Origin of the sequence: Viridibacillus soli (genome assembly GCF_016612995.1) — a bacterium.
In the GTDB taxonomy this organism is placed as follows: domain Bacteria; phylum Bacillota; class Bacilli; order Bacillales_A; family Planococcaceae; genus Viridibacillus; species Viridibacillus soli.
On sequence record NZ_JAEOAH010000045.1, the window covers coordinates 39,053 to 52,175 of the forward strand.

13 protein-coding genes and 15 tRNA genes are annotated in these 13,123 nt (G+C 36.2%); 6 read left to right on the forward strand and 22 right to left on the reverse strand.

Annotated features, from left to right (window positions below; all coding sequences use genetic code 11):
* Positions 1-330: 330 nt before the first annotated feature.
* From cstA to JFL43_RS19400, 6 genes are all read right to left on the reverse strand, one after another.
* Positions 331-2,136, reverse strand: coding sequence for a carbon starvation protein CstA (gene cstA, locus JFL43_RS19375; RefSeq protein WP_100795919.1), 1,806 nt, complete (start codon positions 2,134-2,136; stop codon positions 331-333).
* A 414-nt stretch (positions 2,137-2,550) separates the two neighbouring features.
* Positions 2,551-3,471, reverse strand: a complete 921-nt coding sequence (locus tag JFL43_RS19380) for a S66 peptidase family protein (protein WP_200750289.1) — start codon at positions 3,469-3,471, stop codon at positions 2,551-2,553.
* Positions 3,472-3,851: 380 nt separating this feature from the next.
* Positions 3,852-4,319 carry an NUDIX domain-containing protein gene (locus JFL43_RS19385; protein WP_200750290.1) on the reverse strand — a complete coding sequence of 156 codons (468 nt, stop codon included), beginning with the start codon at positions 4,317-4,319 and terminating at the stop codon, positions 3,852-3,854.
* Positions 4,320-4,392: 73 nt separating this feature from the next.
* Positions 4,393-4,710 carry a transposase family protein gene (locus tag JFL43_RS23105; RefSeq protein ID WP_200750291.1) on the reverse strand — a complete coding sequence of 106 codons (318 nt, stop codon included), beginning with the start codon at positions 4,708-4,710 and terminating at the stop codon, positions 4,393-4,395.
* 772 nt (positions 4,711-5,482) lie between these two features.
* Entirely contained in the window at positions 5,483-5,926 is a 444-nt protein-coding gene (locus JFL43_RS19395; RefSeq protein ID WP_200750292.1) for a condensation domain-containing protein, read from the reverse strand.
* Positions 5,914-6,147 (reverse strand): condensation domain-containing protein, encoded by a 234-nt coding sequence (locus tag JFL43_RS19400; RefSeq protein WP_200750293.1) that lies wholly within the window; start codon positions 6,145-6,147, stop codon positions 5,914-5,916. Before JFL43_RS19400 ends, JFL43_RS19395 begins: the two co-directional genes overlap by 13 nt.
* Before the next feature lie 449 nt (positions 6,148-6,596).
* On the opposite strand from JFL43_RS19400, the gene JFL43_RS19405 reads away from it, so the two are divergent.
* The 6 genes from JFL43_RS19405 (at position 6,597) to JFL43_RS19430 (ending at position 10,769) form a co-directional block, all read left to right on the forward strand.
* Positions 6,597-7,418, forward strand: a complete 822-nt coding sequence (locus JFL43_RS19405; protein WP_100795914.1) for a DUF2785 domain-containing protein — start codon at positions 6,597-6,599, stop codon at positions 7,416-7,418.
* A gap of 1,054 nt (positions 7,419-8,472) precedes the next feature.
* A complete protein-coding gene (locus JFL43_RS19410) occupies positions 8,473-8,643 on the forward strand; it encodes a hypothetical protein (RefSeq protein ID WP_200750294.1) in 171 nt (56 codons plus the stop codon).
* A gap of 154 nt (positions 8,644-8,797) precedes the next feature.
* Positions 8,798-8,968 (forward strand): hypothetical protein, encoded by a 171-nt coding sequence (locus JFL43_RS19415; protein WP_200750295.1) that lies wholly within the window; start codon positions 8,798-8,800, stop codon positions 8,966-8,968.
* A 7-nt stretch (positions 8,969-8,975) separates the two neighbouring features.
* Positions 8,976-9,743 carry a recombinase family protein gene (locus JFL43_RS19420; protein WP_200750296.1) on the forward strand — a complete coding sequence of 256 codons (768 nt, stop codon included), beginning with the start codon at positions 8,976-8,978 and terminating at the stop codon, positions 9,741-9,743.
* A gap of 239 nt (positions 9,744-9,982) precedes the next feature.
* Positions 9,983-10,417, forward strand: a complete 435-nt coding sequence (locus JFL43_RS19425; protein WP_200750297.1) for a hypothetical protein — start codon at positions 9,983-9,985, stop codon at positions 10,415-10,417.
* Positions 10,401-10,769, forward strand: coding sequence for a recombinase family protein (locus tag JFL43_RS19430; RefSeq protein WP_200750298.1), 369 nt, complete (start codon positions 10,401-10,403; stop codon positions 10,767-10,769). The genes JFL43_RS19425 and JFL43_RS19430 overlap by 17 nt, the downstream gene beginning before the upstream one ends.
* Here the strand turns inward: JFL43_RS19430 and JFL43_RS19435 are convergent.
* The 16 genes from JFL43_RS19435 to JFL43_RS19510 form a co-directional block, all read right to left on the reverse strand.
* Positions 10,736-11,521: a tyrosine-type recombinase/integrase gene (locus tag JFL43_RS19435; RefSeq protein ID WP_200750299.1), complete on the reverse strand. Its 786-nt coding sequence runs from the start codon at positions 11,519-11,521 to the stop codon at positions 10,736-10,738. The two genes, JFL43_RS19430 and JFL43_RS19435, sit on opposite strands and share 34 nt — an antisense overlap.
* A gap of 136 nt (positions 11,522-11,657) precedes the next feature.
* Positions 11,658-11,739: transfer RNA gene (locus JFL43_RS19440), tRNA-Leu, on the reverse strand.
* 51 nt (positions 11,740-11,790) lie between these two features.
* Positions 11,791-11,864 (reverse strand) — tRNA-Cys (locus tag JFL43_RS19445).
* Between the two features lie 12 nt (positions 11,865-11,876).
* Positions 11,877-11,951, reverse strand: a tRNA-Gly gene (locus tag JFL43_RS19450).
* Positions 11,952-11,959: 8 nt separating this feature from the next.
* Positions 11,960-12,031: transfer RNA gene (locus JFL43_RS19455), tRNA-Gln, on the reverse strand.
* Positions 12,032-12,037: 6 nt separating this feature from the next.
* Positions 12,038-12,113: transfer RNA gene (locus JFL43_RS19460), tRNA-His, on the reverse strand.
* 50 nt (positions 12,114-12,163) lie between these two features.
* Positions 12,164-12,239, reverse strand: a tRNA-His gene (locus JFL43_RS19465).
* 16 nt (positions 12,240-12,255) lie between these two features.
* Positions 12,256-12,329 (reverse strand) — tRNA-Trp (locus JFL43_RS19470).
* A 12-nt stretch (positions 12,330-12,341) separates the two neighbouring features.
* Positions 12,342-12,425, reverse strand: a tRNA-Tyr gene (locus JFL43_RS19475).
* 9 nt (positions 12,426-12,434) lie between these two features.
* A tRNA-Thr gene (locus JFL43_RS19480) sits at positions 12,435-12,510 on the reverse strand.
* 7 nt (positions 12,511-12,517) lie between these two features.
* Positions 12,518-12,593: transfer RNA gene (locus JFL43_RS19485), tRNA-Phe, on the reverse strand.
* A 27-nt stretch (positions 12,594-12,620) separates the two neighbouring features.
* A tRNA-Asp gene (locus JFL43_RS19490) sits at positions 12,621-12,697 on the reverse strand.
* Positions 12,698-12,700: 3 nt separating this feature from the next.
* Positions 12,701-12,777: transfer RNA gene (locus tag JFL43_RS19495), tRNA-Met, on the reverse strand.
* A gap of 22 nt (positions 12,778-12,799) precedes the next feature.
* A tRNA-Val gene (locus JFL43_RS19500) sits at positions 12,800-12,875 on the reverse strand.
* Positions 12,876-12,891: 16 nt separating this feature from the next.
* Positions 12,892-12,966: transfer RNA gene (locus JFL43_RS19505), tRNA-Glu, on the reverse strand.
* 22 nt (positions 12,967-12,988) lie between these two features.
* Positions 12,989-13,080: transfer RNA gene (locus JFL43_RS19510), tRNA-Ser, on the reverse strand.
* Positions 13,081-13,123 lie beyond the last annotated feature (43 nt).

Genomic DNA, 13,123 nt, shown 5'->3' on the forward strand with positions numbered 1-13,123 from the left:
TATAAAGATGCATTAGCAGAAATTTACTTTACTCTAAATTATTTTAAAATATGCTATCTTACTTATTAATAACATCATTATTAAGCATAAAAAAACTCATTCCCCTAGGAAATGAGCTATGTGTATTTCACTGATAAAATAAACTTACTTTAGTAAAGTTATTTTATAACAATATACTAAAAACCTTGTATCCTACTTTTTAATTACGGCGAAATACGCTATTGAATGTAAACTAAATAAAGAACAACATAAATAGTCAATTGTCGAATTCGTCTATATTGTAAAAACCTTCTCTGAAAAATTCTTCAGAGAAGGTTCATGTTTTTCAAATTATATTGTTTTCATTTTCGATGTACCACTAGATGTAAATCTAGGATTCTTCCATAACTCTGCCCATTTTTTTATAGCAAAAATGACAACGATGAAACCTAATAGAAGCATAGTAATGGATAGAATACCATTTAGCATATTGTAACCGGCAGCATCTGTATTCCAATAAACATTTTTGATCATCCAATAACCTGCATAATTTACTGTTACATATAAGTATATAAGTGGAACTAGACATGTCCAAACATACCAACGTTTATCCGCAATTCTCAAGACTACTGTTGCCCCTATGACAAGACCGATCGATGCCATGAGCTGGTTGGATACACCGAACAATGCCCAAATGGAACCAATATCTCCTGAATATAGTAAGTATCCCCACATTAAGCAAGCAAGTGCACTGGCAAATATGGAGCCTGGCAACCAATCGACGCGTTTCAATGGTTTATAAATATCTCCAAAGAAATCTTGAATTAAATAACGAGCTACACGTGTTCCTGCATCAATCGCTGTTAAAATGAAAACAGCCTCGAACATAATAACGAATTGATAGAAGTATGAAGCCATGTTATAGAACCAAGGGATTTTAGCAAAAATATAACTCATCCCCACCGCTAATGTTACTGCACCACCAGTACGACCTTCTAAGTCCATACCGATTTCTTGCGCTAATTGTGGTAAGTTGACAACTTGCATACCTAATGTACTGAATACTTCTGGTGTTGCATTAATCGCAAAGTAATCAGCAGGATGTAGCGCAGTCGCAGCAATTAATGCCATAATCCCTACTAAACATTCAACAAGCATAGCGCCAAAGCCAACTACGCGTATATCTTCCCACTTATCTATCATTTTAGGTGTTGTTCCTGAACCGACAAATGCATGGAATCCGGAGATTGCACCACATGCAATCGTAATTGATACAAAAGGCCACACAGGTCCAGCAATAACAGGTCCACCACCATGAATGAATTCTGTAAATGGAGGGAATTGAATAACTGGATTTACGAAGAATACCCCAATGATTAAGGCGATAAATACCCCTATTTTCATGAAGCTACTTAAATAATCCCGCGGTGCTAATAAAAGCCAAACCGGTAATGCAGCTGCGAAGAATGCATAAATTGGTAGTATAATTGCTAACGATTTCGTATCTAATGTTAACAGTTCTCCAAGTGCTGTCGTTTGAATATATGGCCCCATAAATACGCCAATCATTAATAAAATAAAACCGACAGTTGAAGTTACAACAAGATTGCCTGTTTTTTTATAGGCAATCCCAACAAGCATCGCAATAGGAATAGTAATCCCTACAGCGAAAGTCCCCCATGGATTACGTTCTAATGCGTGAAGTACAACCATAGACAAACCAGCCATCGTAATAGTGATGATGAATAACATCGCTAAACCTGTACAAAATCCAGCAACAGGTCCAAGCTCTTCCTTTGCTACTTCTGATAAAGATTTTCCCTTCTTCTTCATGGAGGCAAAAAGTACAACTGCATCATGAACAGCTCCTCCAATAACAGCCCCAATTAATAACCATAGTAGCCCAGGTAGATAACCGAACTGAGCAGCTAAAATTGGACCAACTAGTGGACCAGCGGCCGCAATTGCTGCGAAGTGATGCCCGAACGTGACCCATTTATTCGTAGGGACGTAATCTTTACCATCTTCCAGCTCATGTGCTGGCGTAGGACTAGATTCATTAATCTTTAATACTTTCTTTGTAAAAAAATACCCATAAAGACGATAAGCAATTACAAGAATACAGATCGAGCCAATAACAATTGAAATCGCATTCATTTCTCCCAACTCCTTTCAATCTGTATAATAACATAATAGTAAAATAGTTTCATTAAAAAAACTGATAATTCTAAAAAACTAATTTTGTAGATACTGTTGTTATTTAACAGATTGGAAACTAAATGAAACAGTTGTGTTTCCCACTTTTTGTGCATAAAAAAAGCACATTATAATTACTATTAATGTGCTTTGAAAATAATGAAATTGTTTTAATAAAGAAAGTTGTTATTTTATTAACCTATACATAGATTTATGCTTTTATCTTGAAACATATATTTGAAACTATATTTATGCCGTCATGAAGAATGGTATCAACCAGTTATATATTTTATTCAATATCGCTAACTACACGATAAAACTAATATATGATTATACCTCAAAGGCAATATGCCGGACCTAGCTTCTCTCAATTAATCATTGAACACCAGGTAAAATAGCTAAATGCTTGCGATCCGCATCTAAAATCGCATCTACACCTAATGGAATCGCCACATTAGGTTCACAATGGCCAATTTTAAAGCCCTTCACTACTGGCTTACCTAATCCGCCTAAATAATGATCAAGTACTTCATCTAATGTAAGAGAATCTTTATATTCATTTGGCTCTGCATTTGTAAACTCACCAACAATAATCCCCGCTGCTTCATCCAGCTTACGTGATTGTTTTAATTGATTGAGCAATCCATCAATATGAGCTGGTTCTAAACCAATATCCTCTATAAGCAAAATCTTACCTTTCGTATCAATTTCATACTTCGTTCCAATGCTTCTCGCAATAAGCGATAAATTACCGCCTGTTAATTCCCCTCTTACGGCTCCTCCTGACATTGTTGTGAGAGAAGAAATATCTTCTCCATAATGAATCTCAGCAGGCTCAAACAGCTGTTTAAACATACGCTTAGTACGCTCAGCAACATCTTCTCTACCCATACTAGACAAAGTCGGTCCATGGAAAGTCACAATATCAGAATACAACCCCAAAGCGGTATGTAAAAACGTAATATCTGAGAAGCCCCAGAAAATTTTAGGATTTTCCTCTAATAATTGATAATCAATGCGATCTGCAATACGTGCAGCACCGTAACCTCCACTAGCACAGATGATAGCTGCAATCGAAGGATCTTCAATCATATCATGTAGATCAGCTAAACGTTCTTCATCAGTTCCTGCCAAATAGCCATTCTTCAGCTGCACTGATTTGCCGATAACATATTTCAAGCCAAGCTCCTCTAAAAAAGCAAATGACTTAGTTAAATTTTCTATATTTGGTGGACTCGCAGGTGCAATAATGCCAACCGTATCTCCAACCTGCAATCTCTTTGGACGTATTTTCATTTTCTCAAAACTCCTAAAATTACATAATAAGTATCATAAATCTACTTTAACAAACTCTTTACATGAAAAGCGAATGAAGCGCCATTTTTGCATATAAAAAAGCACGGTTCCTATAAGAAAGATGGATTAAAATTTAGACAACAAAAGAAGAGCCCTCATATGGAGAACGGCAAACCCTTTGGATTTGGACGGGTTACCACCTGACTTTATCCATTATAAAGAACTTTTTTATGCACAAGACGAGATTATTGAATATTTTGATTATTTTTAATAACTAAAGTTATTTTAATGCAACGCTAGTGTTTTTTATTGAGTAAATTAATTACCCCTTTACATAACAAATTCGAAACCAGTTTGTTTCGTTATTCTTAACCCACTCTCTACCTCAAAACAATCCCTGATTTTATCTCATCCAAATTATCCTGAAAAAACTCCTTCGTCTCTGCTAGCTTCAAACGTTCGTCCACTTTATTAATTTTCACAAACGCAACTTCACCAATCTCCTCCGTTTTTGGTTGTAACTGATCCCTATCACCCAAAAACTCCAAGAGAAACATATGCGTGACTTGCCGTTCGAAACCTAGCTTTTCTTTCATAGCAGCTGGAAATTCAAATTCAAGCATGCCTAATTCACCTATAACCCGAAAGTCTCTCGTCCCGGTTTCCTCATCTAGTTCCCTGAATAACGCTTCCTGGATATCCAGGTCCTCTCTTTTTATGCCCCCCTTTGGAAAATCCCATTCGGGTTTTACCTCCATCGGTTTTTCCGTGTCCATGATTTTTTCTTTTTTCACTAACAGGATGGTATCATCCGATTTAATAATGCCTCCTACAGCATATCTAATCATAGCATCACCATTTCTTTTTCATTGTTTGGTTTTGTTAAGACTTCATCGACTTCTTCTGTCGTCGAATAATTCATTAAGTCCGGAACATTTTTTTGACAATGAAACGTTGATAACGTTGAACAAAGCTTGTATTTTCAGGGAAGCGTTTGTCACATTCTCCACATACATAACGTCGTTTTCGATAGTAAATAGCACTTAATCGTTCAAACCATTTTAAGTGTTTAATCTTCTGTATACGGTAATCATGTACTTTACGCGTCAACGCCTCACAAGATGGACAAACCTGTTCATCGATTGGTATTTCTATATGGATAGCTATGTGTGATTCTCTTTTATCCACGTTTGTGATAGTAAAGCCTTCAAATCCTGGCATTTTCATGTTAAAATTCATTTGCACGACACTCGCTTTCTACTTGTTTCTAGACAATCCAAGTATAAAGAAATCGCGGTGTTCGTGCATTTTTTTGTCTTCAATTGTTTGAAAACCCCAACAAATATTATAGAACCCAAATATTATAGAACCACAAAAAAAGAGTCCTCATATTGAGAACTCTTGATAAATTTTACATTTAGGATACCGGTGGTCGGGACAGGGAATGGTTCCGAAAGCCTTATATATCAGGGATATCTGGTTGTAATGTGTAAAAATTGTGTAAAATGATTTGCTGGGTTTTTCAGATGAAAAATATAAATGTTTTCTCTTGTGTCTACACTCAACATGCGTGGAGTGTATGTGGCAACACATTGGTGCTGTGGGTTTAAGTAATTGGCTAGGTGCTACCATAGTAGAACCTAGCCTTTTTTATTTATATTCAAACAATCTTTTCTTATTTTTTAGCAAGGGGGTCTATACAATATTTTATAAATGCTTTATCGACAATTTCGCTTAGTCCAGATTTCTCCACATGTATACTCTGCATTGGGACTAATCATAATCCAAGTACATGTTGCTCTCTGCTAATTCTTGCTGAGACATTCTGCCAAACTTTCTCCTCTTTGTGTTTTGCTTTTTATTTCTATACTATCTTTGAATACTCCTTCTTTCGTTAACAACCCACTATGAATCCATCCTGCTAAAGTATGCTTATTTTGTATACAAGCGTTTTTAAGAATTTTATAATCATTATCTTCGATATAAAATGTTTCTCTATGGCTTTTATTGTCTATATGTTTATTGTGAGTAGACTGGGAGAGATTTCATTTCGCTCAACGCCATCAAGATAATTAGCCCAGTATTTTTTTTCTCCATCTATGTCTCGATTTCTAACTAATTTAATATACTCTCGCCAAGGTGTTACTTTTATTTTTGAAGGTAACTCTTTATCAACTTCGATTTCATTAAATCTAGTAAAGCTATCTATAAGGATTCCACTACTCCATCCATCCCATAAAATATGGTGATAGGTTAATATCATGATTTTTTCATGGTTGGCGCCATTTACCAGACGGATTCTTAATGGTTCCGTTGTTAAATCAATCCCTTTTTTAAGCTCATTATCCCGTATTTCATTTAATATGGTAGTACAATCTCCCACTCTTTCTTCAAAATAAAGTGGCAGATCGATTTCTTTCAATACAATTTGTACAGGGTTACTTACTTTTCCCATTTATAAATAGAACGCAAACCATCATAAGTGCTAATCAAGTGATGCCATACTCTTTCAATCTCTTTATCAGTTATATCTCCTTTAATTTTTAGGACAACCTGTTCCATGTATTCGCTCGATTTAGGATCCATCTGATATTTAAAGAGTAGTCCTTGCTGTGTAGGTGACAACGATAATATTTCCTGAATATTGTCTTTACTTAATATTTTATTATTTATCAAGTAAACCATCCTTTTATTTTGTAGTGAATTTCAGTTAGATCGATTGTAATTATTGCTTCAGTAGATGTTCTTCACGCCCAAAATTTAAATTCCATTAGTTATTGCGCTTTGGATTAATTTAATTTAATATACAAATGATAACTTGTTAATCATTAACTTACAAGGAAAATTCTGAAAATTATTATATGGGTTCTTTATCCTAAAATCGGGTGGGGAAGTTTTTTAGATAGTAAGTTTTCGTATAAAATACAATCGAAGGAGGCGGAATTTTATGGATTTTATCAGGAAATAAACCGCTTGGAAATAATTTATTCCTTTCTGCTATTGCGGATTGTCTCTGATCCTATCTGTACCTTATAGTAAGGGAAGAAGGGTACGGAAGAAGCCGTATAGTCAGTAGAAACCCTTGAAAAAGTTAGTTCAGAAAATTTCTAGTAGGAGCGTGTAAAATGAATTTAAAAGAAAAGTTGATATTAATAAAAGAAAATGGGTACCAAGCACCCCCCGATACATTCCAGTTGATACTAGAAATGATAAATAACATCGGTTCTTTGGATGCCCAACTACGTGATGAGCTAATTTATACAACCTTATCACATTGGATTCCTGATAATTCTCTAACAGCAAACGAACTAGAACAACTTCTACCGGTTGTTTTGGATAAAAACCATTTGCTTTTTAAGCTTGGTGAAACAAATACAGACTCTGTCTTCACTCGATCTTTCTCCATGCTAGTCATACCGCTCCTCTTCATGAGGCATAGAGAATCACCATTTCTCTCAAGAGAGCAAATTCATCAGATAAAAGAGAAAGTATTTTACAATGTACAAGAAGAGCGAGATTACCGTGGGTATGACGAAGAAAAAGGCTGGGCTCATGCTATAGCCCATGCAGCAGATGCTTTAGAAGATTTGGCTCAATGTTCCGAACTGGATAAAAATGACCTCTTAACTATCCTCGATTTGGTTTACGAAAAGATGACCATAACAGATCGAATTTACTCCGATGGGGAAGATGAGAGAATGGTAAAATCCATAATTAGTGTTTTAAATAGAAAAATACTTAGTCAGACTTATGTAGAGCAATGGATTCAAAGTTTTGGTGATGTGGAGAAAAATTCAGAATTTCTCCCTGCCTTTAAGCAAAAAAATAATATAAAGAACTTTTTGAAAAGTTTATACTTTCGAGTTAAATTTTACAAAGTGGATGCCGTTCTCTGCTCGACTATCGAGCATACATTATATAAAGTAGAAAAAGTATACTATTCCTAATTTAAAAAAATGAGGGGAAAGCACCCGCACTTGTCCGTCTCCACTTCAAATGTGGTAACAGGCAAACAATAGCCCTCAGGGGACATTTTTACTTCACACTTTTCACAGAAAATTTGATTTGCGGGGATTCAGATGGATCTCCGTTCTACATGGCGTCAAAGGAACGTTGAGGGTTAAAATTATCTTTGAAGCAAACGTATGCAAACCTACAATAATTACGGGGGGTTATCTTTTGTTTCTCTTCAAAATAGTTTCGAATAAACCGTGTGCCGTCGTTCATGAATTCTTTTAGTAGTTCACGATGTCGGTGGATAGCTATTTTTGAACTTTTTGCTTAGCTTGAATAAACGTCGGTTTTTCCGGATTAAGCCAAACTTCTTCTACCAGACTCCAATCACGTGTAGCCCCTGACCAACGACTAGGGAGATAATTCCCTCTAACACCTTGTCCTTTTCCTTTCTTAATGTAGTAACGTCATGCAGAAGGTAGAACTCTGATTACAAATACGGGAATTGGTGATTACAAACTCAGTTTCGACCCGAATTACATTACCGGGCAAAAGATTGGTTAGAAATTCGAGCCTATTGATTCAACAGGAAAGATAACAATCCAACCTGGTGAGACCTTCAGAACAGAATACAGTGCAAGTGAAGTTAGAAATGGAATTGACGTTTTTAGTGTTTGCCCTGGTTCGACCCAACACTATCACCTGCAATTATTAGACTCATTTTATCTTTGTCTATATCAAGAAATTCATCATTCTCGTTACTAATATTGGGGGAATAGCCAAATGCGGATATTCAGGTCACCTCGTGCTTACTAGAGTGACCTAAAAATGGATTCGATATAGCTTTGCTTTTTGGAAATTAGATAAAAATTCTTTATAAAATCTAATTTCACTATTAAAAAGAGCCTACTTATAAGATACAATGGCTTTCGAATAATCCGTTAATTCAAACTTAATAGCGTAACAACAAGCGAAAACCGCAGTTACACGATGTTATCCCTAGAGATAACCATGTGCTGCGGTTTTTATTTTTTGGAGGAAATTTCTATGGAACAAGAAAAACTTGACTGGATGAAGAGATTACTCGACACATGCGAAGAAGTGGGCGTTTCAAAAATGGTGATTGAGCGCTTTATTGATTTTTATATAACAGATAGGGGGATACAAGATGCAAAACTTGATACATCTACTAAAGGAACTAAACGTATCTCAAGTTGAATCAAAAGTCTTTATCAAGTCAATTGATAAAAAGCCTGATAAACCTTCAATTAATTATCAGCTACAACTAGAGTTAGATACAAAACAAAAAGACTAGTATAAATTCTCGCCCCTTTGTCAATGATTCTAGTAATTATTAATAGGAGGGGTAGCTATGTCAGGTAATCAAAAAATTAAAGTCACGTTAAATGAAGATTTACAAAATGAATCTTACTTTTTCTTAAAACGATTAATCGAAAAGATATTATTAGACCAGCTAGAACTGGATTTAAAGGTAAAAGGTAATTTGCTAAAAACCAGTAAAAAGATAATTGAAAAGGAGTAATAGTAAAATGATAATTCCAGAGTTTGACTACAAAAAACAGTACATCGATTTCATAAATTTGTATGATGAATTTACTATTGTTTATAGTCGGGTCAGTTCTGCGCAACAAGATATTCAAAAGCAAATCTTACTTGCAGAGGCCTATATTAATAATCAAAAAATCGATCCTGAAAATGTCATCTGGTTAAAAGACGATGATGTCTCTGCTAATAAGTTATCAATGGAAGACCAACTAGAGCTGCAACAATTAAGAATGCTAATTAAACAGAAAAAGTCTAAAACAATCCTCGTTTATAGTAGCGACCGCTTAGCTCGTAATTTTTATGAATATGTAGCGCTAGTGAAAGAGTTTTATGAATACGGAGTAAACGTAATTTTCACTTCAAGTAAACAGCCGCCATTTTCGAGTAAACTTGCAATAGAATCGCTCTACGGAATCTTTGCTCAAGTGGAAGGTCAAAACATTTCTACGCGACGAACTGATACAAATAATCAGTTCCCTTCCAACATACTCGGTTTCAAGAGAGTTGGTAAAAGACGTGATACTAAGTACATTCCGGATGATAAAATTCAGAATGAACTAAAGAGATTCTTCAACTCTATTACAAAGGTAAAAAATGCGGATGATCTGTTTGATGTCTTCATTCATTATAAAAAACTACTTAAGAACAAGCGCTTTGATGACTTATTAAGATATTTGAATAACCCATTTTACTGTGGCCATATGAAAACGACTTATGGATACGAACGACTCCCGAGCCAATTATATCGTTAGATGACTTCACTACTATTCAAGAAATCCTAGAAAAACTAGAAGATGAATTATATAACGCTATCGCTATTGCAACTAGCCATGGAGTCATTATTCCACACTGTGAAATTTGTAAAAAGCCTATGAACTTTCGATCATCTAAACTTGGAAAAAGTAGTTATTATGTCTGTAAAAACAAACACTCGAAAATTAAAATTAACGTCAATGATTACAATAGCTTAATTAGCGAGCATCTTAAGATTATGATTCAATCTTTTTCACGTGAGGAGTTAAAAAAAGATGTATTTGCTTTTCTGCATAAAGTTCAAAGTGACTTAGAGAATCATATCACTAGTTTAGATAGACAGATTAATGCATTGCATAAGGAAATCACTTTAGAATTTCAACAATTATCTAATTCAAAATTAGAATCTATAGTTGAATTATCTAGAGTATACAAACTAAAGATGAAGGATTGTGCTAGAGACCTAATTAAAATTGAAGAGGCCCGAAAAGAATTGAATGAACTTATTCAGTTAATAAAAGAGAAGCTGACTCAGGAACTACAAGGATATGATTTGGATTATTTATGTCAATTTTTCTTTTCAAAAATAGAGTTAAATTACGAATTTATTATTTATCATGTTACATTCGGGGCTTATTTTGAAAGTGAGGAATACGATGAGCATAGAGCATAAATATTGTTATATTTTTGATGATGTTTACTTAATTACAAAGCATGCTAGTTTAAATTATACACAGGTAGCCATGCCCTGTAACATTTATAAAGACAAATTAAAAATACTCGCCGCATATGTGCGATGGTCTGATAGAGGGCAAACCCTTGGACATTCACTTGAAATACAAGTACGAGAAATTATTGCAAGAAGCAAAATCGAAGGTTATCAAATAGTTATTCTCTTTATAGATGAAGCAACGTCGGCATATCATAAACCTTCTCAAAATCGCAATGAAATGATTAATATGAAAAACTTCATTTTAAGTAATGAAAATGTTCAATGTGCTTTAATTCCTGCTTGCTTACCGTAGTTGGATACCATTATTTGAATTGAATGTTTTGATAAGACATCATCGTCAATAGTGACCCATAAATAATCTTGTCCTTCGATATGACCTCGCAGATGTAAATACTTCTTCAATTGACCTTGCATCTCTTTTTGAATTGGTACAAAGCGTTGCTTATAACCTTTTGTATTAGTGACTAATATTCTATCCCTATCGAAATCGATATTGTGTATTTGAATATGAGCCATCTCATTAGCACGTACTCCTGTTTCCAAAAACATCATCATTAAAGTTAAATCTCTAACTCCTGTGAAAGTTCTTTGATCTGGTTGCTTAAATAACTTTGCTAACTCTTTATCAGAATAAGTTTCAACAACCTTTGTTCTATCTCTAAGCAACTTTAAATTACTAACTGGGTTATCACTTTGCTCAATGTGTCCTTCACGTTCTAAAAAGTTAAAGAAGGCTCTAACTGCTCGTAAACGTGTATTAATTGTTGTAGTTTTTAATTTGTTATCTTGCATATGATTGATTACTGCTTTAACATGTTCATGTGTGAATAACTTCATATCATTAGATAGATTTAACTCACGAGTGATTTTATAGAAACCTCTCATCTCATTCATGTAATAACTGATTGTATGTGAGCGTAAATTTCTCACTTCACAATCCTTTATAAACCATTCAAAGCAATCCTTAAAGGGTAATAGCGAAGTAAAGTTTTGTTGGAACCGTTGAATTTGCGAATCCGATAATTGATTATCACGTCTCGCCATAATATTTCACCTCCTAATAAAATAGAAAGGTCGTATTAGAAATTACGATTTTTTAGGGGAAAAACGACTACTTTTAGACCACAAAAAAAGAGTCCTCATTGGATGAGAACCCTTGTTATACTTGAGTTATTTAGGATACCGGTGGTCGGGGTCGAACCGACACTCCTCACGGAACACGATTTTGAGTCGTGCGCGTCTGCCTATTCCGCCACACCGGCATAATATTATTACAGACATTATGTAATATTATATAATTATTTTAAAATTAATGGAGGCGGCAACCGGATTTGAACCGGTGGTAGAGGTGTTGCAGACCTGTGCCTTACCACTTGGCTATGCCGCCGTAAATTAAAAGTGGAGCGGAAGACGAGGTTCGAACTCGCGACCCCCACCTTGGCAAGGTGGTGTTCTACCACTGAACTACTTCCGCAAATTTAACTGGGGAACCTGGATTCGAACCAGGGCATGACGGAATCAAAATCCGTTGCCTTACCGCTTGGCTATACCCCAATAATATGGGGCGACTGATGGGAATCGAACCCACGAATGCCTGAACCACAATCAGGTGCGTTAACCACTTCGCCACAACCGCCATAATTATTATTTAGTATTTATCTTATTTAATTTAATTTTAAAATTTAATGGGGCGACTGATGGGAATCGAACCCACGAATGCCTGAACCACAATCAGGTGCGTTAACCACTTCGCCACAACCGCCATAATGAAATTTAATTGGCAGGGGCAGTAGGAATCGAACCCACATCAAAGGTTTTGGAGACCTCTATTCTACCGTTAAACTATGCCCCTAAATTAAAAAAATGGTGGAGGGGGGCAGATTCGAACTGCCGAACCCTAAGGAGCGGATTTACAGTCCGCCGCGTTTAGCCACTTCGCTACCCCTCCAGAAAAACATGGTGCCGGCGAAAGGAGTCGAACCCTCGACCTACTGATTACAAGTCAGTTGCTCTACCAACTGAGCTACACCGGCATTATTATGGTGGGTCAGGACGGAATCGAACCGCCGACACTTAGAGCTTCAATCTAATGCTCTACCAACTGAGCTACTGACCCATAATAATTTATTACTTATTTTAAAAATGGCGGTCCGGACGGGACTCGAACCCGCGACCTCCTGCGTGACAGGCCGGCATTCTAACCAACTGAACTACCGGACCATTTGGTTGCGGGGACAGGATTTGAACCTGTGACCTTCGGGTTATGAGCCCGACGAGCTACCGAACTGCTCCACCCCGCGATAATGGTATTATGAAACTAAATGGTGGAGGATGACGGGATCGAACCGCCGACCCTCTGCTTGTAAGGCAGATGCTCTCCCAGCTGAGCTAATCCTCCATATGATGTTATAAAATGGTGACCCCGACGGGATTCGAACCCGTGTTACCGCCGTGAAAGGGCGGTGTCTTAACCGCTTGACCAAGGGGCCATATTAGAATTGAGAATGTCTTTGGCGGAGAGCAAGGGATTTGAACCCTTGAGACAAGGTTACTCGCCTACACGGTTTCCAACCGTGCTCCTTCGGCCACTCGGACAGCTCTCCAAAAATGGCTCCGAAGGTAGGACTCGAACCTACGACCGTCCGG

What these genes read in the sequence shown, in the direction of transcription:
- cstA (WP_100795919.1), bottom strand. Translation starts at nt 2,136, where the DNA reads ATGAATGCGATTTCAATTGTTATTGGCTCGATCTGTATTCTTGTAATT.
- JFL43_RS19380 (WP_200750289.1), bottom strand. Translation starts at nt 3,471, where the DNA reads ATGAAAATACGTCCAAAGAGATTGCAGGTTGGAGATACGGTTGGCATT.
- JFL43_RS19385 (WP_200750290.1), bottom strand. Translation starts at nt 4,319, where the DNA reads ATGATTAGATATGCTGTAGGAGGCATTATTAAATCGGATGATACCATC.
- JFL43_RS23105 (WP_200750291.1), bottom strand. Translation starts at nt 4,710, where the DNA reads ATGAATTTTAACATGAAAATGCCAGGATTTGAAGGCTTTACTATCACA.
- JFL43_RS19395 (WP_200750292.1), bottom strand. Translation starts at nt 5,926, where the DNA reads ATGGGAAAAGTAAGTAACCCTGTACAAATTGTATTGAAAGAAATCGAT.
- JFL43_RS19405 (WP_100795914.1), top strand. Translation starts at nt 6,597, where the DNA reads ATGAATTTAAAAGAAAAGTTGATATTAATAAAAGAAAATGGGTACCAA.
- JFL43_RS19410 (WP_200750294.1), top strand. Translation starts at nt 8,473, where the DNA reads ATGGAACAAGAAAAACTTGACTGGATGAAGAGATTACTCGACACATGC.
- JFL43_RS19415 (WP_200750295.1), top strand. Translation starts at nt 8,798, where the DNA reads ATGTCAGGTAATCAAAAAATTAAAGTCACGTTAAATGAAGATTTACAA.
- JFL43_RS19420 (WP_200750296.1), top strand. Translation starts at nt 8,976, where the DNA reads ATGATAATTCCAGAGTTTGACTACAAAAAACAGTACATCGATTTCATA.
- JFL43_RS19425 (WP_200750297.1), top strand. Translation starts at nt 9,983, where the DNA reads ATGATTCAATCTTTTTCACGTGAGGAGTTAAAAAAAGATGTATTTGCT.
- JFL43_RS19430 (WP_200750298.1), top strand. Translation starts at nt 10,401, where the DNA reads ATGAGCATAGAGCATAAATATTGTTATATTTTTGATGATGTTTACTTA.
- JFL43_RS19435 (WP_200750299.1), bottom strand. Translation starts at nt 11,521, where the DNA reads ATGGCGAGACGTGATAATCAATTATCGGATTCGCAAATTCAACGGTTC.